This window comes from Dactylosporangium fulvum (assembly GCF_025137375.1).
GTDB classification, from domain to species: Bacteria; Actinomycetota; Actinomycetes; order Mycobacteriales; family Micromonosporaceae; genus Dactylosporangium; species Dactylosporangium fulvum.
On record NZ_CP073720.1, the window covers coordinates 219,827 to 246,724 of the forward strand.

Annotated in this window: 20 protein-coding genes and 1 pseudogene; 15 read left to right on the plus strand and 6 right to left on the minus strand. The window is 70.7% G+C overall.

Annotation, left to right across the window (positions count from 1 at the left end):
• Window positions 1-9: 9 nt before the first annotated feature.
• From nuoL to Dfulv_RS01090, 7 genes are all read left to right on the plus strand, one after another.
• On the plus strand, window positions 10-1,923 hold the full coding sequence (gene nuoL, locus Dfulv_RS01060; protein ID WP_406567914.1) for an NADH-quinone oxidoreductase subunit L: 1,914 nt from the start codon (window positions 10-12) through the stop codon (window positions 1,921-1,923).
• Window positions 1,920-3,449, plus strand: a complete 1,530-nt coding sequence (locus tag Dfulv_RS01065) for an NADH-quinone oxidoreductase subunit M (RefSeq protein WP_259860712.1) — start codon at window positions 1,920-1,922, stop codon at window positions 3,447-3,449. Before nuoL ends, Dfulv_RS01065 begins: the two co-directional genes overlap by 4 nt.
• 47 nt (window positions 3,450-3,496) lie before the next feature.
• Window positions 3,497-4,981 (plus strand): NADH-quinone oxidoreductase subunit NuoN, encoded by a 1,485-nt coding sequence (gene nuoN / locus Dfulv_RS01070; protein WP_259867318.1) that lies wholly within the window; start codon window positions 3,497-3,499, stop codon window positions 4,979-4,981.
• Between the two features lie 78 nt (window positions 4,982-5,059).
• Window positions 5,060-6,097: a polyprenyl synthetase family protein gene (locus Dfulv_RS01075; protein WP_259860713.1), complete on the plus strand. Its 1,038-nt coding sequence runs from the start codon at window positions 5,060-5,062 to the stop codon at window positions 6,095-6,097.
• 680 nt (window positions 6,098-6,777) lie between these two features.
• Window positions 6,778-7,560: an IclR family transcriptional regulator gene (locus tag Dfulv_RS01080; RefSeq protein ID WP_259860714.1), complete on the plus strand. Its 783-nt coding sequence runs from the start codon at window positions 6,778-6,780 to the stop codon at window positions 7,558-7,560.
• 193 nt (window positions 7,561-7,753) lie between these two features.
• A complete protein-coding gene (locus tag Dfulv_RS01085) occupies window positions 7,754-8,248 on the plus strand; it encodes a sigma-70 family RNA polymerase sigma factor (RefSeq protein WP_259867320.1) in 495 nt (164 codons plus the stop codon).
• The gene (locus Dfulv_RS01090; protein WP_259860716.1) at window positions 8,245-9,051 is read left to right on the plus strand and encodes an anti-sigma factor family protein; all 807 of its coding nucleotides are present in this window, start codon (window positions 8,245-8,247) and stop codon (window positions 9,049-9,051) included. The genes Dfulv_RS01085 and Dfulv_RS01090 overlap by 4 nt, the downstream gene beginning before the upstream one ends.
• A 15-nt stretch (window positions 9,052-9,066) precedes the next feature.
• On the opposite strand, the gene rarD is transcribed toward Dfulv_RS01090, so the two are convergent.
• The 3 genes and pseudogenes from rarD to Dfulv_RS01105 all read right to left on the minus strand — a co-directional run bounded on the left by rarD (window position 9,067) and on the right by Dfulv_RS01105 (window position 12,370).
• Entirely contained in the window at window positions 9,067-10,005 is a 939-nt protein-coding gene (gene rarD, locus Dfulv_RS01095; protein WP_259860717.1) for an EamA family transporter RarD, read from the minus strand.
• Between the two features lie 137 nt (window positions 10,006-10,142).
• Window positions 10,143-10,523, minus strand: a pseudogene (locus Dfulv_RS01100) (phage holin family protein); the annotation flags it as partial.
• Between the two features lie 80 nt (window positions 10,524-10,603).
• Complete coding sequence (locus tag Dfulv_RS01105) at window positions 10,604-12,370, minus strand: type VII secretion protein EccE (protein WP_259860718.1); 1,767 nt, start codon at window positions 12,368-12,370, stop codon at window positions 10,604-10,606.
• A 67-nt stretch (window positions 12,371-12,437) separates the two neighbouring features.
• Here Dfulv_RS01105 and eccB point away from each other — a divergent pair, with 67 nt between their 5' ends.
• Window positions 12,438-13,781 carry a type VII secretion protein EccB gene (eccB, locus tag Dfulv_RS01110; protein ID WP_259860719.1) on the plus strand — a complete coding sequence of 448 codons (1,344 nt, stop codon included), beginning with the start codon at window positions 12,438-12,440 and terminating at the stop codon, window positions 13,779-13,781.
• On the opposite strand, the gene Dfulv_RS01115 is transcribed toward eccB, so the two are convergent.
• Complete coding sequence (locus tag Dfulv_RS01115) at window positions 13,775-14,572, minus strand: DNA adenine methylase (RefSeq protein ID WP_259860720.1); 798 nt, start codon at window positions 14,570-14,572, stop codon at window positions 13,775-13,777. The genes eccB and Dfulv_RS01115 overlap by 7 nt on opposite strands.
• A 129-nt stretch (window positions 14,573-14,701) precedes the next feature.
• Here Dfulv_RS01115 and Dfulv_RS01120 point away from each other — a divergent pair, with 129 nt between their 5' ends.
• Both Dfulv_RS01120 and Dfulv_RS01125 read left to right on the plus strand, forming a co-directional pair.
• Entirely contained in the window at window positions 14,702-15,025 is a 324-nt protein-coding gene (locus Dfulv_RS01120) for a WXG100 family type VII secretion target (protein ID WP_259860721.1), read from the plus strand.
• 13 nt (window positions 15,026-15,038) lie between these two features.
• Window positions 15,039-15,338 carry a WXG100 family type VII secretion target gene (locus Dfulv_RS01125; RefSeq protein WP_259860722.1) on the plus strand — a complete coding sequence of 100 codons (300 nt, stop codon included), beginning with the start codon at window positions 15,039-15,041 and terminating at the stop codon, window positions 15,336-15,338.
• 87 nt (window positions 15,339-15,425) lie between these two features.
• On the opposite strand, the gene mycP is transcribed toward Dfulv_RS01125, so the two are convergent.
• Window positions 15,426-16,652 carry a type VII secretion-associated serine protease mycosin gene (mycP, locus tag Dfulv_RS01130; protein WP_259860723.1) on the minus strand — a complete coding sequence of 409 codons (1,227 nt, stop codon included), beginning with the start codon at window positions 16,650-16,652 and terminating at the stop codon, window positions 15,426-15,428.
• A gap of 211 nt (window positions 16,653-16,863) precedes the next feature.
• Between mycP and Dfulv_RS01135 the strand changes: the two genes are divergently transcribed.
• Window positions 16,864-20,661: an SseB family protein gene (locus tag Dfulv_RS01135; protein ID WP_259860724.1), complete on the plus strand. Its 3,798-nt coding sequence runs from the start codon at window positions 16,864-16,866 to the stop codon at window positions 20,659-20,661.
• On the plus strand, window positions 20,658-21,023 hold the full coding sequence (locus Dfulv_RS01140; protein WP_259860725.1) for a hypothetical protein: 366 nt from the start codon (window positions 20,658-20,660) through the stop codon (window positions 21,021-21,023). The genes Dfulv_RS01135 and Dfulv_RS01140 overlap by 4 nt, the downstream gene beginning before the upstream one ends.
• Here the strand turns inward: Dfulv_RS01140 and Dfulv_RS01145 are convergent.
• A complete protein-coding gene (locus tag Dfulv_RS01145; protein ID WP_259860726.1) occupies window positions 21,020-21,943 on the minus strand; it encodes an alpha/beta fold hydrolase in 924 nt (307 codons plus the stop codon). The genes Dfulv_RS01140 and Dfulv_RS01145 overlap by 4 nt on opposite strands.
• A gap of 107 nt (window positions 21,944-22,050) precedes the next feature.
• Between Dfulv_RS01145 and Dfulv_RS01150 the strand changes: the two genes are divergently transcribed.
• From Dfulv_RS01150 to Dfulv_RS01160, 3 genes are all read left to right on the plus strand, one after another.
• Window positions 22,051-23,148 carry a C45 family autoproteolytic acyltransferase/hydolase gene (locus tag Dfulv_RS01150; RefSeq protein WP_259860727.1) on the plus strand — a complete coding sequence of 366 codons (1,098 nt, stop codon included), beginning with the start codon at window positions 22,051-22,053 and terminating at the stop codon, window positions 23,146-23,148.
• 306 nt (window positions 23,149-23,454) lie between these two features.
• Entirely contained in the window at window positions 23,455-25,485 is a 2,031-nt protein-coding gene (locus Dfulv_RS01155) for a DUF1800 domain-containing protein (protein ID WP_259860728.1), read from the plus strand.
• A gap of 10 nt (window positions 25,486-25,495) precedes the next feature.
• Complete coding sequence (locus Dfulv_RS01160; protein ID WP_259860729.1) at window positions 25,496-26,884, plus strand: DUF1501 domain-containing protein; 1,389 nt, start codon at window positions 25,496-25,498, stop codon at window positions 26,882-26,884.
• Window positions 26,885-26,898 lie beyond the last annotated feature (14 nt).

Below are 26,898 nucleotides of genomic sequence, written 5' to 3' on the forward strand. Positions count from 1 at the left end.
GAGCGGGTGGTGGAGGAAATCGCCTACTCGGCGGCGACCGGGTGGCTGGGAACGTTCTGGCTGCTCCTGGCGATCCCGCTGGCCAGCGCAGCGATCCTGCTGCTGCTGGGCAAGCGGGCCGACCGTTGGGGTCACTGGCTCGGCGTGCTCAGCGTCGCCACGTCGTTCGTGCTCGGCCTGACGTACTTCTTCACGCTGCGCGGACTGGAGAACCGCAGCGGTGTCGAACTCAAGCTGTGGGACTACATCGGCGTCGGGGACTTCCACGTCGACATGGGCCTGCTGTTCGACCCGCTGTCGGCGATGTTCGTGCTGCTGATCACGGGTGTCGGTTCGCTGATCCACCTGTACGCCGTGGGCTACATGGCGCACGACCCGGGTCGACGCAAGTTCTTCGCGTACTTCAACCTGTTCATCGCGGCGATGCTGTTGCTGGTCCTCGGCAACAACTACGTGATGCTGTACTTCGGCTGGGAGGGCGTGGGTCTCGCCTCCTACCTGCTGATCTCGTTCTGGTACCTGCGGCCCAGCGCGGCGACGGCCGGCAAGAAGGCGTTCCTCATGAACCGCGTCGGTGACGCCGGGTTCGCGATCGCCATCTTCATGATGTTCGCCTACCTCGGCACGGTGAACTACGACGAGGTCTTCAACAACGCGCACAACCTCAGCAGCGGCGTGGTCCTGGCGATGGCGCTCCTGCTGCTGCTCGGCGCGACCGGCAAGTCGGGTCAGTTCCCGCTGCAGGCCTGGTTGCCCGACGCCATGGAGGGCCCGACCCCGGTCTCCGCCCTGATCCACGCCGCGACGATGGTCACCGGTGGCGTCTACCTGATCGCCCGCTCGCACGCGATCTTCAACCTGAACGAGACCGCGCAGCTGATCGTCGTCGCGGTCGGCGCCCTCACGCTGCTGATGGGCTGCATCATCGGCGCGGCGAAGGACGACATCAAGCGGGTCCTGGCCTGGTCGACGGTCAGCCAGATCGGCTACATGTTCCTCGGCGTCGGACTCGGCGGCGGGGCGTACGCGCTGGCGCTGATCCACCTGCTGGCACACGGCTTCTTCAAGGCCAACATGTTCCTCGGCGCCGGGTCGGTCATGCACGGCATGAACGACCAGGTCAACATCCGGCGCTTCGGCGGACTGTGGCGGATCATGCCGATCACGTACTGGACGTTCGCCGCCGGCTGGCTCGCGATCATCGGCATGTGGCCGTTGTCCGGTTACTTCTCGAAGGAGCCGATCATCGCCACCGCCTTCGAGCGCGAGGGCTGGCAGGGCTGGGTCTTCGGCGGCGCGGCGCTGCTGGGCGCGGGGTTGACCGCGTTCTACATGACGCGGCTGTTCATCCTCACCTTCCACGGCCCGAAGCGGTGGACCGAGGACGTCAAGCACCCGCACGAGTCGCCGTACATCATGACCGTTCCGCTGATCCTGCTGGCGATCGGCTCGGTCTTCGCCGGCATGCTCCTCACCGGCAACGTGCAGGAGTGGCTCACCCCGGTCTACGGCCCCGAGCCGACCGAGAAGGCGCACGGCGTCATCGGCCACACGACGGTCACGATCCTGTCGATCGCACTCATGCTCATCGGTGCGGGTCTGGCCTGGGCGCTGTTCCGCAAGGGCACCGCCCTGGAGGAGCAGCCGGCCGGTGTGTTGGTCACCGCCGCGCGCAAGAACCTCTACACCGACTCCTTCAACGAGGCGGTCTTCGAGGCGCCGGGCCGCTACCTGACCCGCGCGCTGGTCTACCTCGACAACCGCGGCATCGACGGGCTGGTCAACGGCCTGGCCGCAGGCGTCGGCGGCGGATCCGGCCGACTACGCCGGGCCCAGACCGGGTTCGTGCGTTCCTACGCCCTGTCAATCCTCGGTGGTGCAGTGCTCGTCGTCGCCGCCACGCTTGCGGTGAGGTTCGGATGAGCCACTTCCCATACCTGACCGTCCTCACGGCCGCGCCGCTCGTCGGCGCGGCGGGGATCGCCTTCCTGCCGAAGAACAAGCCCGAGCTGGCCAAGCGCGCCGCGCTGGCCTGGTCGGTCGTCGTCCTGGCGCTGACCGTGGGGCTGTGGACGCAGTTCGACGTCGGCGGGGAGCGGTTCCAGCTGAAGGACTCGTGGACCTGGATCCCGCAGTGGGGTGCCAAGTTCACGTTCGCCATCGACGGCATCGCGCTCGTCATGATCGCGCTGATCGCGCTGCTCGTGCCGGTGGTCATCCTGGCCTCCTGGCACGACGCCGACAAGAGCAAGCGGTCGGTACCGGCGTACTTCGCGCTGCTGCTCGCGCTCGAATGCACGATGATCGGCGTCTTCGCCGCGCAGGACGTGTTCCTGTTCTACGTGTTCTTCGAGGTCATGCTCGTGCCGATGTACTTCCTGATCGGCTCCTACGGCGGGCACCAGAAGCAGTACGCGGCGGTGAAGTTCTTCCTGTATTCGCTGCTCGGCGGTCTGTTCATGCTCGCCGCGGTGGTCGGGCTGTGGGTGCTCGGCGGCCACACGTTCGACTGGCAGCAGCTGGTCTCGGCGGACTTCTCGGTCAACACCGAGCGCTGGCTGTTCCTCGGCTTCTTCGTCGCCTTCGCGATCAAGGCGCCGTTCTTCCCGTTCCACACCTGGCTGCCCGACGCCGGTGGCGCCGCGCCGGCGGGTGCGGCGGCACTGCTGGTCGGCGTGCTGGACAAGGTCGGCACGTTCGGCATCCTGCGGTACTGCCTGCCGCTGTTCCCGAACGCGTCGAAGGACTTCGCCTGGCTCGGTCTCACGCTGGCGCTCGTCGGCATCATCTACGGCGCGCTGGTGGCCATCGGCCAGAACGACCTCAAGCGCCTGGTGTCCTACACCTCGATCGCCCACTTCGGCTTCATCGGTATCGGCATCTTCGCCTTCACCACGCAGGCCGGCACGGGTGCGGTCCTCTACATGGTCAACCACGGCCTCGCGACCGGCCTGCTGTTCCTGGTCGTCGGCATGCTGGTGTCCCGCCGGGGCAGCGCACTGGTGACCGACTTCGGCGGCGCGGGCAAGCTGATGCCGGTCCTCGCCGGGGTCTTCTTCATCGCCGGTCTCGCCTCGCTGGCGCTGCCGGGCACGTCGCCGTTCATCTCCGAGTTCCTCGTGCTGCTCGGCACGTTCACGGTGAACAAGACGGTGGCGATCATCGCGACGGCCGGCATCGTCCTCGCCGCGGGATACGTGCTGTGGATGATCCAGCGGACCACGCAGGGCACGCCGAACCCGAAGCTGCTGGAGATCAAGGCGATGGGCCGCGACCTGTCGCTGCGTGAGGCCGTTGTCGTCACCCCGCTGATCGCGCTGATCCTGCTGCTCGGCTTCTACCCGAAGCCGGTCATCGACGTGATCAATCCGGCGGTGAAGGCAACCATGCAGGATGTCGGCAAGACCGACCCGAAGCCCATTGCAGGCACCGTGGAGGCCGGCAAGTGAACGACAAACTCCAACTGCCGAACCTGGATTACGCGGCGCTCTCGCCGATGCTGATCCTCTTCGGCGTCGCGTGCATCGGGGTCCTCGTCGAGGGCTTCGTTCCGCGGCGGGTTCGGCACACGGTCCAGCTGACGCTGGCGCTGCTCGGCCTGGTCGCCGCCCTGGTGATGGTGATCCGGCAGGGCAGCACCGAGGTCATCACCGCGCACACCGCAGTGGCCATCGACGGGCCGGGGCTGTTCCTGTCCGGCGCGATCATCGTGCTGGGCATCGTCTCCCTGCTGCTGATCGGTGAGCGGACCCTCGAGCCGGGCGGTGCGTTTGTCGCCCAGGCCGCGGTCACCGCCAACACCGACCGCGACCGGGACCAGGCCCTGCGGGCCCACGGCGCGACCGAGGTGTTCCCGCTGACGATGTTCGCGCTCGCCGGCATGCTGCTGTTCTGCACGGCCAACGACCTGTTGACGATGTTCATCGCGCTCGAGGTCTTCTCGCTGCCGCTCTACCTGCTCTGCGCGCTGGCCCGCCGCCGGCGGCTGCTGTCGCAGGAGGCCGCGATGAAGTACTTCCTCCTGGGCTCGTTCGCGTCGGCGTTCTTCCTGTTCGGCATCGCGCTCGTCTACGGCTTCGCCGGTCAGGTGGACTTCAAGGCGATCGACGTCGCGATCGCGACGTCGCCCAACGACGACATCCTGCTCTACGTCGGCCTGGCGATGCTGGCGATCGGCCTGCTCTTCAAGGCCGCGGCGGTGCCGTTCCACGTGTGGACGCCGGACGTGTACCAGGGTGCGCCGACGCCGATCACCGCGCTCATGGCGGCCTGCACCAAGGTCGCCGCGTTCGGCGGGCTGCTGCGCCTGGTGTACGTCGGGTTCAAGGGCACCGAGTGGACCATCCAGCCGGTGCTGGGCACTGTGGCGGTTCTCACCATGATCGTCGGGGCGATCCTGGCGGTCACCCAGACCGACATCAAGCGGCTGCTGGCCTACTCGTCCATCGCCAACGCGGGTTACCTGCTCGTCGGCGTGCTGTCGCTCAACGAGCAGGGCCTGTCCAGCTCGATGTTCTACCTGGTGGCGTACGGGTTCACCGTCCTCGCCGCGTTCGGCGTGGTCACGCTGGTCCGTGACGCCGACGGGGAGGCCACGCACCTGTCGCGCTGGGCCGGGCTGGGCCGGCGGTCGCCGCTGTACGCGTCGCTGTTCACCTTCATCCTGCTGGCCTTCGCCGGCCTTCCGCTCACCAGCGGCTTCACCGCCAAGTTCGGTGTGTTCGCCGCGGCCATCGACGGCGACCAGACCTGGTTGGTGATCGCGGGTGTGGTGAGCAGCGCGATTCTGGCGTTCCCGTACCTGCGGGTGGTCGTCATGATGTGGCTGTCCGAGCCGGGCGAGGCGACGCCGGCGGTGTCCATCCCGGGCGCGATGACCGCTGCCGCGCTCGTCATCGGCGCGGTCGCCACGCTGGTCCTGGGCGTGGCACCGGGTGCGCTGCTCGAGGTCACCCAAAATGCCGGTACCTTCCTCAGGTAAGACCGCAATGACAGTGACGTCCCCCGTGGCCTTCCACGCGGGGACGTCCCTGTATCAGGAGCCCGATGAGGGTATGGCATGGTTGGAGCTGTGGTGAGTACGGGAACCGTGCAGTCGAGTGCCTCCGTCGGCTTGACCTTCGCCGATCCGGAGCTGGAAAGCAGCGTCACGGCGATCCTGCGGGACGTCGAGGCGGTGCTTGTCGACTCCGTGCACAGCGCGAACCCGCTGGTCACCGAGGCGGCCCGGCACCTCGTCGACGCCGGCGGCAAGCGGTTCCGGCCGCTGCTGGTGGGGCTGGCCGCGCACTTCGGTGACCCGACCTCCCGTGACGTGATCACCGCGGGTGCCGTCGTCGAGCTCACCCATCTGGCCACCCTGTATCACGACGACGTCATGGACGAGGCGCCCGTGCGCCGGGGCGCGCCCAGCGTGAACTCCCGCTGGGGCAACGCGCTCGCGATCCTGATCGGCGACTACCTGTTCGCCCGCGCCGCCGACCTCGCGGCCGACCTCGGCATCGAGGCGGTCAAGATCCAGGCGAGCACCTTCTCCCGGCTCGTGCACGGCCAGGTCGCCGAGACCGCCGGCCCGCTCGACGGCGAGGACGCGATCTCGCACTACCTGCGGGTCATCTCGCAGAAGACCGGCTCGCTGATCTCGACGAGCGCGCGGTTCGGCGGCATGTTCGGCGGGTGCACGCCCGAGCAGATCGAGGCGCTGGCGACGTTCGCCGAGACGTTCGGCATCGCGTTCCAGCTCTCCGACGACCTCATCGACATCGCCAGCGAGAGCGCCCAGTCCGGCAAGACGCCGGGCACCGACCTGCGCGAGGGCGTGCCGACCCTCCCGGTGCTGTATGCGTTGGCCTCGACCGACGACGACGTGGCGTCGGTCCGGCTGCGGGAGATCCTTTCCGCGGGTCCGGTGACCGACGACGCTTTGCACGCCGAGGCGCTCGGCCTGCTGCGCGAGTCGGCTGCGCTGAAGCAGGCCCGTGAGACGGTCCGCGGCTATGCCGACCGCGCTCGTGCCTCTCTGGCCCCGCTTCCGCACGTGCCGGCCCGCACGGCGCTCGAGTCCCTCTGCGACTTCATCGCGGACCGCACGAACTAGGGCTCGCTGAGGGCCCGCGACGCGGTTGTCGCGCGGCGCTGCCCGGCCTTTGCATCTGTGTGTTCGGTCGTAGGGCCGTCATGCCTGCCCTTGTGGGCCCGGGCCAGCCGGGCCCGTCAGGGTGTGACGGCCTGCTTCAGTGCCCGGCGACATGGCCACAGGACGGTGGCTCGGCCCGAGCGGTTCGGCTGGGCGGGCAGCGACCCGCCTGATGTGCCCGTCTCGGTGGTCCACGGCGGCCGAGCCGGGTGTTGCTGCTGCCCGGCTGCGGATCGGTTCACGACCCCCTTGGGAGCGTTCGCGATACCACGTGTGCCGACTCCATTGTGGTGCAGTACACGTTGCTCAATGCCGGATGGCGGCGATACCCGGTGCGACGACAAGTCGCAACGGCCCGATGACAGCCAGGAGCGGTGCAATGCCATGGGGCGGTGTAGTACTCATCGATACGGTCATTACTTACTCAGATAGCGACGATGGCTATTGGTATCTACTCACAGCAGACGGCGTGTCGCAGATACTCTGGCACGATCACGATGTCCAGTATGGTGCATTCATCGCTATGTGCTGGTCGGTGGCATCTCCCGACCTCGCCCTACAGATGATCAAAGTGTTCCGTTGAGCGTCTCCAGTTTCATATGGTGTGAATCCAGTTACTGCTGCGGCTGGGGAGGGCGGCGGTGCGGGATCCACAAGCCGAACCCTCGGATCTCATCCGGAGCGTATCGAGGGCCCTACGAGTGCTGGAGGCGGTGGGACAGTCACCTCGCGGTCTGACGGTGAAGCAGATCGCAAGACGGTGCGAGTTCACGGTCGCGACGACCTACCACCTGGTTCGAACCCTCGCCTATGAGGGCTACGTCATCCGCCGCGAGAACGGCACCTACGTGGTCGGGCTGGAGATCGCCGACCGCTACCGGGAACTGGTGCTCGCATTCCGCGGACCGAGTGCGGTCACCGACCGCCTGCGGCGAGCGGCTGCCGAGACCGGGTACACCCACTACATCGGCCGGTTCATCGGCGGACGGATCGCCGTCACCGCGTCGGCCGAGGGGCCGCGGACGCCGCCGTTCGACGACCTGGTGCCCGGCTACGACGAGGCCGCCCACGCCACAGCGCTGGGCAAGGCGCTGCTCGCCACCATGACGCCCGATCAGCGCTGGCGGTTTCTGAAGGAGTCCGGGATGCGGGCGTACACGTCGGCGACGCTGACATCGCCCGAAGCACTCGACTCCGACCTGGCCGCCGGCGAGCGGCGGGGCATGCAGATCGAGATCGGCCAGTTCCGGCAGGGACTCGCGTGCGCGGCCGTGGTCGTGGTCAACGACCGCGATCCCGAGCGGCGGGTCGTGCTGGCCTGCGCGCTGCCGCCCGCCGAACTGATGTCCTCGGCGAAGGTCGTCCGCACCCGCCTGCTGGCCGCCGCCCACCACCTGGCCACGGTGTTCGCCGAGCAGCAGTAGAGCCGTTCCGGGATCGGCCGGCTCGGTTCGAGGCCGCCGCCTGACCACGCCTGTCTACCGCAGCACCCCGCCAACTGGGGCGATGTCACGTCCACGACATGTGAACCAGGGCTGAACCGCTGTGGGTATTCGTGCGTAGAAGCAGGTGGAAGGGGCTTGAACCATACCGAGCGTGAGTAGAGACGATGCTGACCTGCTGAAGGCGCTCCATACGGACCATGGAGACGCGCTGTTCGCCCATGCCCTGCGGCTGACGGGCGGCGACCGTCAGCGCGCCGAGGACCTGGTGCAGGAGACCCTGCTCCGGGCCTGGCAACACCCCGACGCGCTCGACCCGGCCCGCGGCTCGGTCCGTGCCTGGCTCTTCACCACCGCTCGGAACCTGGCCATCGACGCGTGGCGGCGACGCTCCACGCGGGTGGGCGAGGTCTTCACCGACCAACTGCCGGAGGCTCCGGTGGTCGTCGACGAGACCGAGCGCGCGGTGGAGTCCTGGGTCGTGGCCGAGGCCCTGGCCCGGCTCTCCCGGCCGCACCGCGAGGTCCTGGTGGAGTGCTTCTACCAGGGGCGCTCCGTCGCCGAGGCCGCCGAGCGGCTGGGCGTGCCACCCGGCACGGTCAAGTCGCGGACCTACTACGCACTGCGTTCGTTGAAGCTCGTCCTGGAGCAGTTGGGGGTGACGCGGTGAGGTGTGAACACCTCCATGACTCGGCGGTGTACGTGCTGGGGGCGCTGTCGCCGCCGGAGCGCGAGGCCTACGAGCGGCATCTCGTCGGATGCGCGGAGTGCCGCGCGGAGGTGGCGCAGTTCGCCGACCTGCCGGGGCTGCTCGGGCGGCTCGACCAGGCCGCCGCCGAGGCGGCCGGGACAGCCGGGGACGCCGACCCCGACACGGCGGCACCACAGGTGCAAGACCGCGGCATCGAGGCCACGGCCGGCTGGGCAGGCCCCACCGAGGCGACGGGCTCCGACGGCGGCCAGGCGGCCGTCAACGGCAGCCCCGTGGATCCCCTGCTGCCCCGGGTCCTGGACCGGGACGACCCCAGGCGACGGTCCGACCGCCGCCGCCGCCGGCGGCGCTGGCAGTTGGCCGGCACCGTGCTTGCCGCCGCCTGTCTCGGCATCCTGGCGGTGCTCGGCGTGCGCGCCGCCGGCATCGGCCAGCCGGAGACGCCGGACTTCGTGGCGATGCAGGAGGTCGCGTCATCGGTGCCGGTGACCGCCGGCCTGGCGCTCGAGCCGATCGACGGCGGCACGCTGGTGCGCATGCAGTGCAAGTACAAGGCGGGTGCCGCCGCCGGGTACGGCAAGGGGACCTACAAGTTGGTCGTCGTGTCGAAGGGCGGCGAGGCCGAGGAGCTCGACTCGTGGACGGCCGGCTACGGCGACGAGTATGACCTCAAGGCCCGCAGTCACATCCCGCGCGCCGACATCGCGCGGGTCGAGATCCGCAAGAGCGACGACACGCCGCTGTTGCTGTTCACGGCCTGAGCACGTTCGTCTCACTCACAGGGTTGGGGCGGCAGCCGTCTCCGCGACGGCGGCCGCCTCGTCTCGTTGCGCGGCTCGCGTCCGGCGCGTGGTGCGGATCGCGTCCCAGGTGAAGATCGAGAGGGCGCACCACACGATCACGAACCCGGCGAGCCGGCCCGGCGGCAGCGGCTCGGCGAACACGACCACGCCGAGCAGGAGCTGCAGCGTCGGGGCCAGGTACTGCAGGATGCCGAGGCCGGAGAGCGGAACGCGGTTGGCGGCCTCCGCAAACAGCAGCAGCGGTATGGCCGTGAGCAGTCCACTGAGCGCCAGCATCACGGTGTGCCAGCCGGACACCGTGCCGAACGTCGACGTGTGGTGCGCGGTCAGCCACGTGAGGTACACCAGGCCGGGCAGCGTCAGCACCGCGGACTCGAGGAACAGCCCTTCGGCGGCGGGCAGGCCGAGCCGTTTCTTGATCAGTCCGTAGCAGCCGAACGACGCGGCCAGCGTGAGCGCGATCCAGGGGAGCTGGCCGTAGTCGATGCTCAGCACGACCACGGCGACCGCGCCGACGCCGAGAGCGATCCACTGCAGCGGGCGCAACCGCTCCCGCAGGACGAGGACGCCGAGCAGGATGACAAACAGGGGATTGATGAAGTACCCGAGGGAGGCCTCGATGACCCGCTCGGTGTCGACGGCGTAGATGTAGACGCCCCAGTTGACGGCGATGAACAGTGCCGCGACCGAGATCCCGGCCAGCCGCCTGCCGTCGCGCAGGAGCGCGCCGAGCGGCCGCCAACGCCACACGGCCGCCAGCATCAGCGCCACCGTCACGAGTGACCAGACGATGCGGTGCGCGAGCACCTCGACGGCGCCCGCCGGGCGCAGCGCCCGGAAGTAGAGCGGGAAGACACCCCAGAGGATGTTGGCGAACAGGGCGGACAAATAGCCTCGGCGCAGCGGATCCACGGCTCAACCGTAAGGGGTGGACAGCCGCCCACCCCTCACCGGGATCAGCGGTAGTCCTGGTAACCGCCACGCTGCCCGTACTGCTGCCCGTACTGCTGGCGGGGCGGCGGGCCCTGACGACGGTCCCGACTCTTGCGGTCGCGGTCGCCGCCGTCCGGGATGAGGAAGTTGATCAGCCAGCTGACGATGCCGATGAACAGCGCGCCGAGCACGGCCGTCGGCCAGAACTTGTCGACGTTGAACGACAGGTCGAGCGTTTCAGCGATCTTGCTGGTGAGCAGCAGCAGGAGGCCGTTGACGACAAGTGAGACCAGGCCGAGCGTCAGAATGTAGGCCCAGCAGCCGATGGTTTTGATGATCGGGCGCAGCACCGCATTGACGATGCCGAAGATCGCGGCGACCGCGACGACCGTGAGCACCTTCCGACCGGTGGTGCCCTCGACGGTGATGCCCGGAATCACCAGCGTGGCCAGCCAGACCGTGAACGCGCTCACAGCGAGCCGGATGAGGATTCCCATGCCGGTGATCGTGCCATGGCGGTGCCAGCCCGGAACACCCCGCTATCACCGATTCTTCCCGGACTTTTTGCCTCCGGCTGCTACCGGACCGGGCCGCCGGTCAGTTGCCGCTCGATCGGTGTCGTCGACAGCCGGGTCCAGCGCACGGTGTGTCGGCTGACGACCACGCCGAGCATTTCCGGGCCGATGCGGGTCAGCCAACCGGCCGACTCGCCGAGCCCGAGCGCTCTCGCCGCGAGCGTCGCCTCCGGCGGGGAGAGCGGTTGCAGCAGCGCGAGGTCGACCCGGGCGAGCAGGTCACCGTCGGCCGGGGTCAGCTCGTCGCGGACCAGCAGCGTGGCCCGCCAGGCGCGCTCCACCACCGGCGCGCCCCGGCCCGAGACCGGGCCGACGTCGACGATCAGCAGCTGTGGCCGGGTCGAGGTCGGCGCCGGCGGCTCCGTGATGCGGCCCGCCGGGGCCAGCGTGACCGGCTCGCCGCTGCCCAGCCCGCGCAGGAACGGCTCCCAGGCGTGCGGCCGGGTCGACTGCACGATGACCTGTGCGCCGACCGCCAGCGCGCGCAGGACCAGCAGCTCCGCACAGCGCAGCCCGCCGATCAGCGCCGCCCGGGTCGGCTCGGCGCGGAACAGCCGGACGACCACCGGCTCACCGTGCCGGTTGCGGCCGAGCATCAGCCCCTCGCCGCCGATCGGCGGCTCGATCTCGGCGAGCCGCACCGCCGTCGCGTGCACCGTCCGGCCGCCGCCGACGACCAGCGTGTCGTGCCCGGCCACCAGCCCGGCCAGGGCCGCGTCGTCGCTCGACGCGCCGCCGCCGAGCGGCAGGGTCGCGGCGAACCCGTCGAGCTGCGCGCCGTCGAGCCGCCGCACACGGGCCTGTGCGACCGAAACCAGCCGATCGAGGGCCGTGACCGCCCCGGCCAGCGCGGCCGCCGTCGGAGCGGCCAGCCGCACGGTGACCTCGGCCTCGGTGGAACGGCTGGTGGCCGTCAGCGACACCGCCGTGCCGGACGTCGGCAGCCGCAACAGCGGTCCGGTCAGCCGTGCCTGGTCGGGCCAGCGCTCCAACCGGAACACGGCCTGCTGGAGCCCGCCGGCCTGCACCCCGGTCCACGCCTCGCGCACCGGGTGGGCCGGATCGTGGTGCGCCGCCTCGGCCAGCGCGGCCAGCGCCGACGCCGCCGACAACGGACGCGCCGGCAGCCCGGCCTTGACCAGCAGGCGGCACACACGCCGCACCGCCACCGTCAAGGCCTCCTCGAGATCCGGTCTTCGAAAGCCGCCGGCCCGGCGGACCCGGACGCCGATCAGCACCCGCTGGTGTGCGAGGACCCGGCCGTCGGTCAGCTGCCGGTAGGACGTCGCAGCAGGGCTCGCCCCGGCCGCCGGTCCGGGCGCGGTGACCGCGGTGACCAGCAGTTGCAGCCTGACCTCGGGCACGTCGCGAGCCGGTGCGGGCAGGAGGGAGCTGAGCGCGGGGACCGGCGGCATGACGTCGCCGAGCAGCGCCGTGAGGTCGCCGACCCGCACGACCGCGGCGAGCCCGTCGGTGTCCTCGAACACGCCCACGTCCGCGCCGTCGACCTCGATCGAGGTCGTCGCGGCGCCCGGACGGACCAGCGTGAGCAGCTCGGCCGCGCCGGCGCCCGCCGGCAACATGCGGCGCCGCCCACGGAACCGGAACGTGTCGCCGAGCCGGCGCGGCAGCGCACCGCCCGCGGCGGGCACCACCGCCGCCAGTGCGACGGGCAGCGCGACAAGGGCCCAGTAGGGCCCGGCCACCCACGCCGCGACCGACACGGCGATCGCCGTCTGTGCCAGCACCACCCGCGTCCCGAGTCTCACACCGCCCCCCGCCAATGCGACCTGCGGCATATCGTAGGGCGCCGATACGACAATTTCGGAGGGGTCGATGCCGTCGCGGCAGGACCAGCTGCATTCGTACCAGTTCATGGTCCAGCGGGTGATCGCCGCCCTCGTCATGCGGGAGACCGATCCCGCACAGTCGCCGTTTCGCAGGGTGGCCGGCGCGACACTGGTCGGTGCGCTGCTTGCCGCGCTCGGCGTGGGTGGCGCCGCCGCATACGCCGTGCTCAAGCCGGGCGCGTCCGGCAAGTGGCGCAACGACAAGGCGGTCATCGTCGAGGCGGAGTCGGGCGCCCTGTTCGTGTACCGCGACCAGGTGCTCCATCCCGTCCTCAACCAGGCGTCGGCGCTGCTCATCCTCAACGCCGCCGACGTGCGGACGGTCACCGTCTCGCGTGCCGCCCTGGCCGGTGCGCCCCGCGGTGCGCCGCTCGGCATCCCCGGAGCGCCGGCGTCGCTGCCGGCGGCGTCCGGCCTGCGCAAGGAGCCGTGGACGGTGTGTTCGAGCCCGGAGGGTGCGACGGTGTTCGTCGGCGGGCGGCCGGGCCGCGGCGCACCGCTGGGCGAGCGGGGACTCCTGGTCACCGGGCCGGCCCAGGAGACGTACCTCATCCGGAACGGTCACAAGCACCTCATCCGCCGCCCCGGTGCCGCGCTGCCCGCCCTCGTCTGGTCCGGCCGGCCGCAGACGGCCGTCGCGCAGGCGTTCCTGCACGCCGTCCCGTCCGGCACCGACCTGGTCACGCCGACCGTGCCGGGGCGGGGCCGGAGTGTCGCGGCCGGCACCGTCGGCCAGCTCTTCGGGGTGCGCACCGGTGACCGGGTCGACGCGTTCCTGGTGACGGCGGGCGGGCTCGCCTCGGTCACCCCGCTGCAGGCCGCATTGCTGCTCGCCGCGCCGGAGACGGCCGCGGTGCAGGGCCGCAAGGATCTCATCCCGCTGACCCCGGCCGAGTTCTCCGGCCTGGTGCAGGGCAGGCAGGTCGTGCCGTTCGCGGCCGATCCGGGCGGCGAGGGCGCGCTGCCGGCCGCCGTGCCGGACCTGTTCGAGGGCCGGCCGCAGACCGTCTGCACCGGACAGGAGTTGACGACGGACAGCGTGCTGCCGGACCTGTCCCGCACGGTCGGCACCGCCGCGGCGAGCAAGGACGGCGCTGTCCTCGCCGATCGGGTCGTCGTGCCGCCGGGCAGCGGGGCGCTGGTGCGCACCGACACCGGGGTGCTGCAACTCGTCACCGACGTCGGTCGCCGGCATGCGCTGCCCGTCGTGGGTGTGCTGCCCGCGCTCGGGTACCAGGGACAGGAGCCGGTCACCGTCCCGGGCGAGGTGGTCGGGCTCCTGCCGGCCGGCCCCGCGCTCGATCCTGCGGCGGCCGCCCAGCCTCAGTAGTTGGTCAGTACCAGATCCGACGAGGTACGCGCCGCGGCGCGCAGGTTGATGTCGCGCCGCGTCGCCATGCGGGTCGCCCGGAAATCGTGGTAGATCCGCCGGGTCGCGTCGGTGTCGCTGTTTGTCATCGTCAGCAGCACGCCGCGGGAGGAGGCGTCACGCATCGCCGCGGCCAGCCGTTCGTGGTCGGCGTCGTGGAACTGGCCCGGGGTGTACCGCTTGAAGTCGGCGAAGCCGCCCTCCGGCAGGTACGGCGGGTCGAGGAACACCCAGTCGCCGACCGCCGCCTCACGCAGCGGATCGGCGAAGTCGCACACGCGGATGTCGACGCCGGCCAGCGCCTTTGCGGCGGCGAGCAGCGTGTCGCGGTTGTAGTACGGGCGGTCGTAGGCCCCGTAGGGCACGTTGAACCCGCCCCGCCGGTTGACCCGCCACAGGCCGCGGAACGCCGTCTTGTTCAGGTAGATCACGCGCGCCGCCCGGGCCGCGGCGCCGAGGCTCGCCGGATCCTGCGCGCGCACCGCCGCGAACTGCGCGGGCGTGTTGGGCAGCGCGTCAAGGTGGGCCATCACGGCCTCGGGGTCCGCGGCGACGGCACGGAAACACGCCACCAGTTCCGGGTTCGCGTCCGACAGCACCGCCTTGGCCGGGCGCAGTTCGAAGAAGACCGCGGCGCTGCCCATGAACGGCTCCCAGTAGCAGCCGGTGAACGGGGGAGCCATCGCGACCAGTTGCGCCGCATAGCGGGTCTTGCCGCCGGCCCACTTGATGAACGACCGGCCCTCCGCCATGCCGCACATCATAAAGGCGATATGCCGGAAGTTATCCACAGGCGGGAACCGGGGGTGGTGGGGCATCGGTTACTGCCGATACGGTCGGCTGCGATTCCGTCGTCTTCTTCAGAAACGGGGTGAGCGCCGGTGGTCCAGACCACGCAGGCCCAGCAGGCGGAGCTCAATGCGGCGGCGCAGCGGTTCGAGCAGGTCAACGGGGAGCTGCAGAGCATGCTCAGCACATTGATGCGTGAGCTCGAGATCACCAAGAGCGGCTGGCAGGGCGCCGGCGGCCGGTCCTTCGAGGCGGTCAAACACGCGTGGAAGGCCGATCAGGAGGCGCTCAACCAGAATCTCCTGGAAACCGCCGAAGGGCTGAAGACCGCCGGCCGGAACTACGCGATGACCGACACCGAGGCCGACAGCCGCTTCCGTCGCGTCGGCCGCACCGACCTGTCCGCACTCGGCTGATCGGAGAGCATTCATGGACGACACCCTTGTGGTCGACTTCGGCGCGATGCAGCACGCCGGCCAGTCCATCCAGACCGCGCTCAACACGCTCAACGCCCGCCTGGACGAGGTCTCGCAGCTCGGACGGCGCCTCACGGCGGGCTGGCAGGGCGAGTCCCGTGAGGCGTATGCGGTCCGTCAGGCCGGCTGGGAGCGCGCCGGCAACGATCTCGCGCTGATGCTGCAGGACATCAAGGTCGCGCTCGACGAGTCGATGCAGCGGTATCTCGAGACCGAGCACCGCAACCGCCAGCTGTTCCCCGGCGCTCGCTGACCCTTTCCCTTCCGTGTTGATCCTGCAGTTTGTGGTGCCTGCCGAACCGGGACGAAGACGGGGTGTCTCGGCACCGCAACTGCAAGATCAACGCGGCGGGACGGGGGGAGGGCCGGAGGTCGGGGCGGCCCGGTCGCGCACGCCGGGCCGCCAGGCCCGGCGGCGGCCCCGCGGCAGCACGATCACGGCCAGCGCCAGCAGTGACACCAGGGCCAGGCCGGCGCCGCCCAGGAGCAGGGTCCGGTGCTCGGCCGCGGCCCGTGCGGCGACGGCCGCGTCGTCCCGCGCCGGCGCCTGCGCCGGGCCGGCCGGCTTCGGGGAGGCGCCGACGCGTTCCGTCAGCGCGCGGTACGGGTTCAGCACGCCCTTGCCGTAGCCCGGGCCGGCCGAGCCGCCGTCGGCGGTCGCGGTCAGCTGGGCCGCGACCTCGGCCGCGGACAACTCGGGGCGGTACTGGCGCAGGAGGGCCGCCGTCGCGGCGACGAACGGCACCGCGAAGCTGGTCCCGTCGGCCACCGTCAGGCCCTGCGGTGTCGCAGTGGTCACGATCTGTGCGCCGGGGGCGACCAGGTCGACGTGCGGGCCGGTCTGCGAGCTCGGCACGCGCCGGCCGTCCGGATCGATCGCGCCGACGCCGACGACCCCGTCGTACGCGGCGGGGTACGGCGTCGGGTTGCCCTCCTCGAACCGGTTGCCGGCCGCCGCGACGAGGACGACGTCGCGGGAGATCGCGAACCGCACCGCCTCGCGGACCTCGGGCTCGTCGCGGTAGGAGACCAGCGACAGGTTGATCACCTTTGCGCCGCGGCCGACCGCGTCCCGGATCGCCGCGGCCAGCCCGGCGGCGGTGCCGCGCCGGCCCGCCGTCGTGCCGTCCTCCAGTTCGATCAGCTCGCTTACGCGCAGCGCCAGGATCGTCGCGGCGGGTGCCAGGCCGCGGAACGTCACCCCGCCGGCCGGGCGCGCGGCGATGATGCCGGCGACACCTGTGCCGTGGCCGACGCAGTCCAGGACGGAGCCGCCGCCGTCGAGCTGGTCGGTGCCGGACTGGACCGCGCCGCGCAGCTGCGGGTGCCGCGCGTCGACGCCGGAGTCGATCACCGCGACGATCACGCCGTGGCCGTCGGCGAGCGGGGCCAGGCGGCGCTGGTCGTACCGCTGCTGGGGCCAAGGTGTGCCGGTGGGCGCCGGTTGTGGCGGGCGGAGCGGGCCAGAGCAGGCCGGCGGAGCGTGCGCCGCAGCCGGCAGGGGCGCGAGGCAGCCGGCCAGGGCCAGCAGGATCGCCGAACCGGACAATCGGGCACGGCGTGGCATGGTCCACATGCTAGGTGCTCGTCCATCGATGGGGGTGCCCGTCGTGCCGACGCCGACGGGTGCCGTGAATGGGACAGCCCTGTGATCGCTCCGGCTTCGATCGCTATGCTGGCTGGAGCGCTTGCTCGCGTCGCCACCCCTCGAATTGCCGTGGCCGTATAGGTTAGGTTTCGGCGACGCGGCGGTTTCGAGCCCGACAGAGGGGGTGGCCGTGACCGAGTGGGAGCCGGCCACTGAGGCCGAGACCGCCATGCGTGATGCCCTGCGTGCAAACGATCAGGAGCAGTATTTCCGCATCCTGGCGCGCACGGACGTCCTGCTGCCGATCGCGCCCGACGCCCAGTCCAGCGGCGACGGCGGCTGGGGCACCTGGACCACCGATGGCCGCACCCATGTGCTGGCCTTCACCTCGCCCGCCGCGCTGCACGAGTGCCTGGCCGGGCATCCGGGCACCCACCGCCGGGTGCCGTTCCGTGACCTGGCCGGCATCTGGCCCAACGTCGATTGGTGGCTGGCGGTCAATCCCGGCCTGCCGATCGAGGGCTACCTGCCCAGCTGGTTCGTGACCCAGATCAGCCGCGGCGACGTCCGCCTTCCCGGTCGCACACTCGGTGCGCGGGCCCGCATGGAGCAGGCCAGTTCCCGGACCCGGGCGGTGGCGCAGGTTCCGATGCGGTCCGTGCCCAACCAGCCCGCCCCGACCCCGATCGAGCGCCAGCGGATGCGTTCCGACCAGGCCGGTCAGCCGCCGTCCTCGTTCGCGCCGCGGCGTGAGGTCCCACCGCCGGACGTAGCACCTCCCAGAGCCTTCCACCCGACGCGGGCCGATCGTCCGGTGAACTTCGAGCGCACGATGGGCGCTCGGCCAGAAGCGCCGGTTTCGCCGCCTTCCGGGGGTTTTGGTGCTTTCGGCGGTGCTGGTGGTCCTGTGTCGGGTGGTCCTACGCCGGGTGGTCCCGTGTCGGGCGGCCCCACGCCTGGTGGTCCCGTGTCAGGTGGTCCCACGCCTGGTGGTCCCGTGTCGGGCGGCCCCACGCCGGGTGGTCCCGTGTCAGGTGGTCCCACGCCGGGCGCGGCTCGCGGGCGGGCGGCGTTCCCGCGGCGCGGGCTGTTCGACGAGGACGACCGCAAGGCGTTCGACGTGCCGAACGAGCGCGAGCTCTTCTCCGATGTCGACCGTGGCCAGGGCCGGTCCGACCTGCCCAGGCGCCCGGCGTCCAACGGCGCCGGGCGGCCTGCCGAGCCGGCTCCGGGTTCCGGCCCGCCGTCGTGGGCGCCGGGCTCCGGCGCCGCCGGTCCCGTGCCTGACGAGGCGAACGGTGACCCTCGGCGGCACTGGCCGCGCCGGGATCCGTCGCGGAGCCTCGGCGAGGTGTTCACCGAGCACGCCGATCCGGTGATCCCGGCTGCCTGGCAGCCGCCGCCGAACCTGCCGGGCCCGACCGGTCCGCCGCTGCCGACCCGCCAGCCGCAGGCGCCACAGCCGTCGTTCGGCGTCGGCGGGACGTTGCCGTCGCGTCCGTCGGGTGCCCTGGACGACGCGCAGCCCACGTCTCCTGCGGGCGGGTTCTTCGGCGCGGCCGCTGCCCGGCCGCCGGCCGGGGAGTCGCTGGCCGGGTGGGGCGAGCAGCCGGTGGAGGAGCCGCGTGCGTACCGGCCCGAGGCCGGCCCGCTGCCGAGGCGGCCCAGCAGTGAGCAGACGCAGCCGATCAGTTCGGGTTGGGACGGGCCCGGCGATGTGCGCCCTGGGAGCCCGGGGCTGGCGGCGGTGCGGCCCGCTGGCGGCGAACCCGCCGGCGAGCCTGCCTTCCGGCCCGCCGAGGAGCCCTTCCGGCCCGCCGAGGAGCCCTTCCGGCCCGCCGAGGAGCCCTTCCGGCCCGCCGAGGAGCCCTTCCGGCTGGTTGAGGAGCCTGCGCCCTTCCGGCCTGCCGAGGAGCCCAGCGCCTTCCGGCCCATCGCGGAGCCCTTCCGGCTGGCTGAGGAGTCCAGCGCGTTCCGGCCCGCCGAGGAGCCCTTCCGGCCGGTTGAGGAGCCTGCGCCCTTCCGGCCCGCCGAGGAGCCCAGCGCCTTCCGGCCCATCGCGGAGCCCTTCCAGCCGGCTGAGGAGCTCAGCGTGTTCCGTGCCGGTGTGGAGCCGGGCGGATCGCGGGCGGCCGATGAGGCTGCCGTATTCCCGGTCGCTGAAGAGGCCGGCCCGCCGCCGGCGGAGCCGTTGCCGTTCGACCGGCCGGTGTTCGACCGGCCCGGGTTCAGCCGGCTCGACGCCGAGCTTCCCGAGGTCGACAACGCGCAAGGAGCGTCGCCGTTCGGGGAGGTGGCGGCCAAGGCCCGGGCTGCGGGCTTCGGGCGGAACACAGACCTGGACCAGCATCCGTTCTTCGCCGATACGCCCGATTTTGCACCTGCCGAGCCCACGGTCGAGCCGTTTGTCGAGGCCGCCGACCGGGCGCCCGCGGAGCGGGCATTCGAGTCGCGCTCATTCTTCGAGCCGGTCGAAGCACCCCGGACGGAGTCGCCGTTCACGGCACCGTCCGAGGTGATCTACGAGGCACGAATCGAGCCGCGCACCGAGCCTGCCGTCGAGACCCGCGCCGAGCCGCCCGCCGAGCCGGCCTTCGAGAGCCAGTCCTCGTCGTCGTTCTTCGAGTCGCGCGTCGAGCGGGCCCCCGACCTGATCGACGGGCCCACCGAGCCGGTCGGGTACCCGGAGCGGCAGCCGGTCGCCGAACGGCCGGTTTACACGCCCTTCACGTCGGGACTCGACGCCTTCGCCGAGCCGCCCGCCGCCGCGGAAACCACAGCGGCCAAGGACCCGGACGAGCCCGAGCCGTCGCCCGAGCTGCGGTCGTTCTTCGAGGCCGGGGCGGCCGAGCGGGCGCAGCTGCAGGCCGAGGAGCCGGCCTACTCGTGGTCGTACACGCCCGAGACCGTGTACGAGCCGGAGATTGCCGACGTCGAGGTCGTTGTCCCGACGACGCCGGAGCCTGCGGTCGAGGATTGGGAGGATCGGCCGGTCGCAGCGCCGCCGGTCAGAAGCTCCCAGCCGGTGCCGGACTTCCACCCGGCCAACAGCGTCGAGCAGGACCTCTACGACGCCGTCCAGGCCAACAGCACCGACCGGTTCCTGTCGACGCTGCTGCTGGCCAAGGTGATCGTGCCGCTGTGGACCGGTGAAGGGCCGGTCGATCCGGCCAGTTGGCGGACCGAGCACATGAACGGCGTGCCGCACCTCGTCGTCTTCTCATCGCAGGAGCGCATGGCCGACCGGTTCGGGCCGGACATGCCGGGCAGCTGGATCAAGTTCACCCGGCTGATCCGCCACTGGCCGCCAGGCGACCAGCTCGCGTTCGCGATCAACCCGGAGTCGCCGGCCGGTGCCGTGCTGCCGGGCGCGGAGGTCATACAACTGGCCACGTGGGCTGCCGAGATGGGTCTCGGCGTCGACGAGCCGGACGAGCAGCCCGTCGCACCGAAACCGACCGAGGCCAGCCAGCCGCGGCCCGCGTTCGAGCCGCCTGCGTCCAGCGACCAGCTGGTGATGCAGAAGCCCATTTCGCCCGAGCAGCTGTCGTACTACCTGGAGCGCAACTACGACCGCGTCTCCGGCTTCGTCCACCGGGCCAGCGAGGTCGCCCATCTGGAGACGCCCGAGCACCTGTACAACGCGCTCGGCCTCGGCTACGCCGGATCGTCGTTCAAGCCGGACGCCGACGAGGTATATGTGCTGCGGTGGATCGCCTACCGCGGCAACCTCTACCGGATTCCGTACGGCGGCTCGTCCCCCGAGGCGATGCGTGCCATGCAGGGCTGGGTGATCGAGCGCTCGCCGTTCCGCGGCAACGGGTTCGCGCCGAGCGAGACCAGCGACGTCATCGCCGAGTTCAAGGTGGACAGCGCGCGGCTGCCGCACGACGCCGAGCTGTGGCGGCTGCGGCGGGACGGCCGGCAGGAGCTCATCGCGCGGCTCGACGCCGACGGCCCGAACTGGCGGAAGACCGGTGCGCTGTGATCCGTGACGGTTACGCGGCTCGGTGGCGCGGTGCGGAGTACGAGGCGAGCCCCGACGGCGACGACGTCCGGCTGTACCGTCCGGATCCGGGCGACGGGTTCGACGAGGTGCGGCCCGGCCGGTACCGCCGCATCGTGTCCCTGACCGAGGTCGACGACCTGGCCTATGTGCGGACCACGTGCTTCTGGCGCGGGCAGCCGTTCATCGTGCTGGGCGAGCACGACGGGTGGGTGCGGGTCGAGTACACGGGCGGGCGGGCGCCCGTCGCCGCCGAGCTCGGCCTGGAGGAGTTCGACTACGGCGTGTATCAGGGCTGGGCGCCCAAGGCCGAGGTCTCCGAGCTGCGTGAGTATCGGGTTTAGCCGCCCTTCACCCAGCGCAGGATCTCGCCGGTGACCAGTTCGGGCTGCTCGAGGTGCAGGAAGTGTGACGCGTTGGGCAGCAGGCGCCACTCGTACTCGGCCAGCACGTAACGCCCGGATCCCTGTGCGGTGCGTGGCAGTACCGCCGGATCGAGTGCACCGTGCAGTTGCAGGGTCGGCGCGGTGACCGGCCGTTGCAGCTGCTTCACGAAGCGATACCCCTGCAGTCGCAGCGCCGACCGCACCGCCCAGCGGTAGGTCTCCAGCGCGCAGAACGCCGCCTGCGGGATCCGCATCGCTTCGCGGCAGCATTGCTCGTACGCGCGGAAGTCGGCACTGCCGACCCAGGCGGGTGCCCCCCACCGCTCCAGGTAGTCGCCGACGAGTGCCGCGTTGTCCCGGGTCAGGATGTGCTCGAAGCGCGGCACCTGGAACTTCAGCACGGGCTTCGCGGCGGCGAGTTGCCCGCGCGGGTCGGTGGCGAGCGCGGCCCGCAGCCGTAGCGGGTGGGCGGCGCCGAGGACAACGAGCCGCCGGACCAGCTTCGGGTGGAACGCGGCGGTCGCCCAGGCGATCATTCCGCCGTATCCGGTGCCGACGAGGTAGGCGCTGCGCTCGCCGAGGGCGCGGATCAGGCCGGCCACGTCGCCGGCCATCGTGTACCCGTCGTAACCACGCGGTGGCTTGTCGCTCGCGCCGTATCCGCGCAGGTCGATCGCGACCGCGCGGAACCCGGCGTCGGCCACGGCGGTCAGCTGGTGGTGCCACGCGTACCAGAACTCGGGGAAGCCGTGCAGGAACAACACCAACGGTCCGGTGCCGGCCTCCACGACGTGGAACCTGGTGCCGTTGGCGCTCACGAAACGGTGCGACCATGGGCCGTCGAGCATGACGCACGTGTCGTCAACGGAGGGGTTCATGTCGCTCAGCGTAGGGCCAGCGGGCTCGTTTTCCTGCCAGGTGGGTGGCTGTGATCCGTGTTGTCGAGGGTCGCGCGCAGGGCGTGGTAACGCTTAGCGTTCTCGGCATGGACCTGTCGTTGCCGCTCGTCACCGTCGAGGGTACGCCTGGTGAGTGCGGGATCGCATACGGTAGGTCGGCCGCCGACCTGATCGCGGCCAACACCGTGAACTACATGGCGCGGTTCGCCTCGGATGCCGGCATCGACGAGGCGTCGGCCCGGCGGTTCGGCTCGCTGTTCCGCGACGCCTCCCACCGCCACGCGCCGCGGGTGGCCCAGATGCTCGACGGCGTGGCCGAGGGCTCTGGCGTGGACGTCGCCGAGATCTACGCGCTCAACGGCCGTTCCGAGTTGCTGTACGCCGGGAACAACGCCGCGACGGAGTGCACGGCGATCGGTGTGCTCGACACGCGGACGGCGAGCGGGCATACGCTGCTCGCGCAGAACTGGGACTGGCATCCGGCGCAACGGCCGTATGCCCTGCTGCTCGCCACCCGTGACGAGCACGGATCGCAGGTGCTCGCGCTGACCGAGGCCGGCATGCTCGCCAAGGCCGGTCTCAACGACGCGGGCCTCGGCGTCTGCGTCAACCTGCTGGGCACGGACCGTGACGGCCGTTCGGGCGGGGTGCCGTACCACGTGTTGCTGCGCGCGGTCCTCGAGACGCGCGTGCTCGGCACGGCGATCGCGGCGGCGTGTGCGACGCCGCGTGGCTGCAGCATCAATCTGCTGGTCGGTCAGGCGTTCGGCGGCGGCATCCCGGGTGAGGTGCTCGACATGGAGGTCGCGCCCGGCGACGTCGGGTTCCTGAACCCGGTCGACGGCGTGATCACGCACGCCAACCACTTCGAAGCGCCGCTGCCGCTGTTCGACACCCTTCGCGGTATCGGCAGCGCGTCGTTCTTCCGTGGCGCACGGTCGCGCCGGCTGCTCGGCGACGGCCTGCTCGACGAGTCGCGGATCCAGGCCGTGCTCGCCGATCATGGCGGGTATCCGCAGTCGATCTGCCGGCACGACATCGACGCGTCGAGTGAGGTCGATCGAACGGAGTCGCTGTATGCGGTGCTGCTCGACCTGGATGAGCGCCGCATGTCGATCGCCGCGGGGCCGCCGTGTCTGGCCGACAAGTACCACGACATCCGACTTGACGAACTTTTCGCCTGATTCTTCGCCGGTACGACCCGTGCCGTGCCTCGCGACCAGCGATTTTTCCGGCTGTGCCGCAGCTTAAATGTATCTGTGCTGATGCCTGCGGAACGGGCTGTTGTTTACCGCTCGAGAAGCCCTGTTTCCGCAGTTCACCTCGGGGATGCCGGACCTCGTGCGGGCAATCGTGACCTTGGGTTACCGCGAGACGTCTTAAGTCCTGGTCAGGGCGCTTCAGACGTGGGTTGTTCATGGTTTGGACGGCTACTACCTTCCGCTATCGACGCACGTGAGCCCCCACACCGTCGGAATCGGGATTTGTAGATGAACGAGCGAGACGTGCCGAGGCGGCGCCCGAGACAGGGCCCTGACGGCAGCCACGACCCGTACACGGACCCGTACTACGAGTCCGGCTACGAGGACCAGACCGGCCAACTCGGGCGGCACCCGCAGCGTTACGGCGACTCCCGCTACGCCGGCCAGTGGGGCAACGGCGCGATGCCCGCCGACCGTGGCGGCTCCGGTCCGCACTTCTACGACCCGGGCACCAGGTCCCGCGGCCGCGGTGCAGGCCTGCCGGACATCGACGACGACGAGGACTACGAGGACGACGAGCCGTCGAACTGGCGCCGCCGGACGGCGATGGTCGCCATCGGCGGTGGCGCGGCCGCGCTGATCGGCGGCGGCGCCTATGCCGTCACCCAGTTCTTCGGCAAGGGCACGCAGCCGGCCGCCAGCAACGGTGAGCTGCCCGTCGACACCGCCGCCCCGGCCTACGTCGACCAGAACCAGAGCCTCATGAACGGCCAGGCGGGCCTGGGCATCCGCAAGAACACCCCGACCACGGGCTCGTCGTTCGGCACCCCGGCCGACGCGGCCAAGAACGCGGTGGTCGTCGGCAACACGGTGCTGCCGAAGAAGGACCCGGTGCGGCACCTCGCCAGCCGGCTCACCTTCGGGCCGAACAGCCGGGTGATCAACGACATCAACAAGCTCGGCATCGACGGCTGGATCGCCAAGCAGCTCAAGCCGGAGACCATCCCGCTGACCCGCGGCGAGCAGAAGGCCGACGCGGAGCTGGTCACCTGGAACATGACGTACGACCAGCTCAAGGCGCAGCGCGAGGACCTCGACAAGAAGGGCGTCAAGGCCGACGACCAGAACGTGCGGTACGCCATCGCCAAGCAGCTCTTCTCCGACCGCCAGCTCTTCGAGATGATGGTCGACTTCTTCAACGACTACCTGCACGTTGCTGCCTTCCACGACGGCAACGAGCTGGTCCGGGCCGCCTTCGAGCGCGACGTCATCCGCAAGTACGCGCTGGGCAACTACGTCGACATGTTCCTCGCGGCGAACAAGCACCCGGCGCTGCTGCGGTACCTCGACCAGCAGTCGTCGACCAAGGACCGGATCAACGAGAACCTGGCCCGCGAGAACCTCGAGCTCTACACCGTCGGCGCCTTCAACGGGTACAACGAGACCGACGTCCGGCAGGCGGCCATGCTGCAGACCGGCCGCAGCATCCGCGACAACCAGTACGTGTACCGGCCGGAGCAGCATTACGTCGGCCCGGTGAAGATCATGGGCTTCTCCCACGCCAACAACTCCGCCGAGGGCGGCGAGGCGGTCCAGGAGGCGTACTTCCGGTACATCGCCCTGCACCCGAACACCGCCCGGTACATGGCGCAGAACCTCGCGACCCGCTTCGTCTCCGACGTGCCGCCGAAGACGCTGGTCGACGCCATGGCCAAGACCTACATCGACAAGAAGAGCAACATCCCGGCCGTGCTCATGACGATGCTGAGCCGCACCGAGTTCTGGGCATCCGTCGGGCAGAAGGTCCGCCGCCCCGGCGAGTACCTCACCGCCACCTACCGGGCCCTGGACATCAACCCCGACGCCCCGGCCGGTTTCACCTCGAACAACACGAACGTCAGCCCGTTCGTTCAGGGCCTCGGCGACATCATGCGCAAGCTCGAGGAGTTCGGCCACGCGCCGATGGAGCTGCCGACGCCCAACGGCTACCCCGACGTCTACGTCGCCTGGACCTCCGCCGGGACGATGGTCAACCAGTGGAACGACGCCTACAACGCCGTCGTCGGCAACCGCCGGCAGTTCACCTGGCAGAAGCCCGAGGCGATCGTCGCCGGCCCGCCGAACACCGCGGGGGCGTACCTGGACGCGCTGAGCAAGAAGCTGATCAACGTCACGCTCGACAACACCCGGAAGGCCGCGATCCTGAAGATCGCCGGTCCGAACGTCACCGCCTCGACCCCGGTGGACGCCACGTTCAACGGCGCGATCGCCGCCGTCGTCCGGGCCCTCTTCACGACCCCTCACCACTACCTGCGGTAGGCGGCACACCATGGAGAAGCAGACAGTGCGTCCTTCGAACTCGCTCCACCCCGAATGCCCGGACCTGTTGCGGCTGGGACCCAACCGGTTCGAAGCGGCGCTGCGCGCCGAGGCGACGGCCGTGCGGGAGGAGCAGAAGGGCGTCCGTGACCAGTACCTCGAGCTCGCCCGCCAGGAGGACGAGCAGGAAGAGGGCAAGGGTGTGACCCGCCGCCGGTTCTTCGTCGGCGCGGCGGCCACGACCACGGCCCTGGCCACCAGCCAGTTCCTCACCACGCAGGCGTCGTTCGCGGCCACCCCGACCGGCACGCTGATCCACGTGTTCCTCTACGGCGGTGCCGACGCCCTCTCGCTGTTCGCGCCGATGAACGACGCGACCCTGCAGCGGGTCCGGCCATCGTTCACTCTGCCGGAGAACACCTCGATCCCGCTGGAGCGCGGGTTCGGGCTCAACGAGTCGTTCGCGCCGCTCAAGAAGTACCTCGACGCCGGCCAGCTCGCCTTCATCCCCGCGGTGAGCGACCGGCGCCTCGACCGCAGCCACTTCGCCGCGACCGACATCTGCCAGCTCGGCGGCCTGCCGGCCGAGACCGGCGGCATGGGCTGGCTGACCAATCTGGCCGACAAGCTCGGCCCCGGCACCGCGTTCCGCGCGATCGGCATCGGCTCGACCCTGCCCCGCTCGCTCGTCGGCGGCGGTGGCGCCCTGGCCCTGAGCAACGTCGGCGCGCTGAACGTCAACGGCGACGGCAAGTTCAAGCAGCCGACCGTCGACGCGATCAAGACGCTGTTCACCGGCGTCAACCACCCGATCGAGAGCCCGGTGCGGTCCGGCATCGACGCGCTGACCCTGGCCACGAAGCTGGCCCAGGAGGGGTACACGCCCGCGAACGGCGTGCGCTACACCGGCGTGGGCAACGCGTTCAAGGAGCTCGCCCAGCTGATCAAGGGCGGCGCGAACGTGCGGATCGCCACGATCGGCATGGGCGGCTGGGACACCCACGAGAACCAGGGCACCCGCGGCGGCTACGTCGCCCGGCACTTCGGTGAGCTGGCCACCGGCATGGCGGCCTTCTTCGACGACCTGGGCCCCGACCTCTCCGCCAACGTCACGGTCATGGTCTCGAGCGAGTTCGGCCGGCGGGTCGCGGAGAACGGCGGCGGCACCGACCACGGCCACGGCGGCGGCGTCGTGGTCCTGTCGGGCAAAAAGCTCGCCAGCAAGCTCCTCGGCACCTGGAACGGCCTGGGCACCCTCACCAACGGTGACGTGCCCGAGATGAACAACATGTTCAGCGTGTTCGGCTCGATCGCTCAGGGCCGGTTCGGGCTGACGGACGCGGAGATCGGCCAGATCTTCCCGCGCCAGACGTATACGCCGGTCAAGATCTACGCGTAGCTCCACCTACGCGT

What these genes read in the sequence shown, in the direction of transcription:
- Dfulv_RS01125 (WP_259860722.1), top strand. Translation starts at nt 15,039, where the DNA reads ATGGACGACACCCTTGTGGTCGACTTCGGCGCGATGCAGCACGCCGGC.
- Dfulv_RS01145 (WP_259860726.1), bottom strand. Translation starts at nt 21,943, where the DNA reads ATGAACCCCTCCGTTGACGACACGTGCGTCATGCTCGACGGCCCATGG.
- Dfulv_RS01115 (WP_259860720.1), bottom strand. Translation starts at nt 14,572, where the DNA reads ATGGCGGAGGGCCGGTCGTTCATCAAGTGGGCCGGCGGCAAGACCCGC.
- Dfulv_RS01155 (WP_259860728.1), top strand. Translation starts at nt 23,455, where the DNA reads ATGAACGAGCGAGACGTGCCGAGGCGGCGCCCGAGACAGGGCCCTGAC.
- Dfulv_RS01150 (WP_259860727.1), top strand. Translation starts at nt 22,051, where the DNA reads ATGGACCTGTCGTTGCCGCTCGTCACCGTCGAGGGTACGCCTGGTGAG.
- nuoN (WP_259867318.1), top strand. Translation starts at nt 3,497, where the DNA reads ATGCTGATCCTCTTCGGCGTCGCGTGCATCGGGGTCCTCGTCGAGGGC.
- Dfulv_RS01075 (WP_259860713.1), top strand. Translation starts at nt 5,060, where the DNA reads ATGGTTGGAGCTGTGGTGAGTACGGGAACCGTGCAGTCGAGTGCCTCC.
- Dfulv_RS01065 (WP_259860712.1), top strand. Translation starts at nt 1,920, where the DNA reads ATGAGCCACTTCCCATACCTGACCGTCCTCACGGCCGCGCCGCTCGTC.
- Dfulv_RS01160 (WP_259860729.1), top strand. Translation starts at nt 25,496, where the DNA reads ATGGAGAAGCAGACAGTGCGTCCTTCGAACTCGCTCCACCCCGAATGC.
- mycP (WP_259860723.1), bottom strand. Translation starts at nt 16,652, where the DNA reads ATGCCACGCCGTGCCCGATTGTCCGGTTCGGCGATCCTGCTGGCCCTG.
- eccB (WP_259860719.1), top strand. Translation starts at nt 12,438, where the DNA reads ATGCCGTCGCGGCAGGACCAGCTGCATTCGTACCAGTTCATGGTCCAG.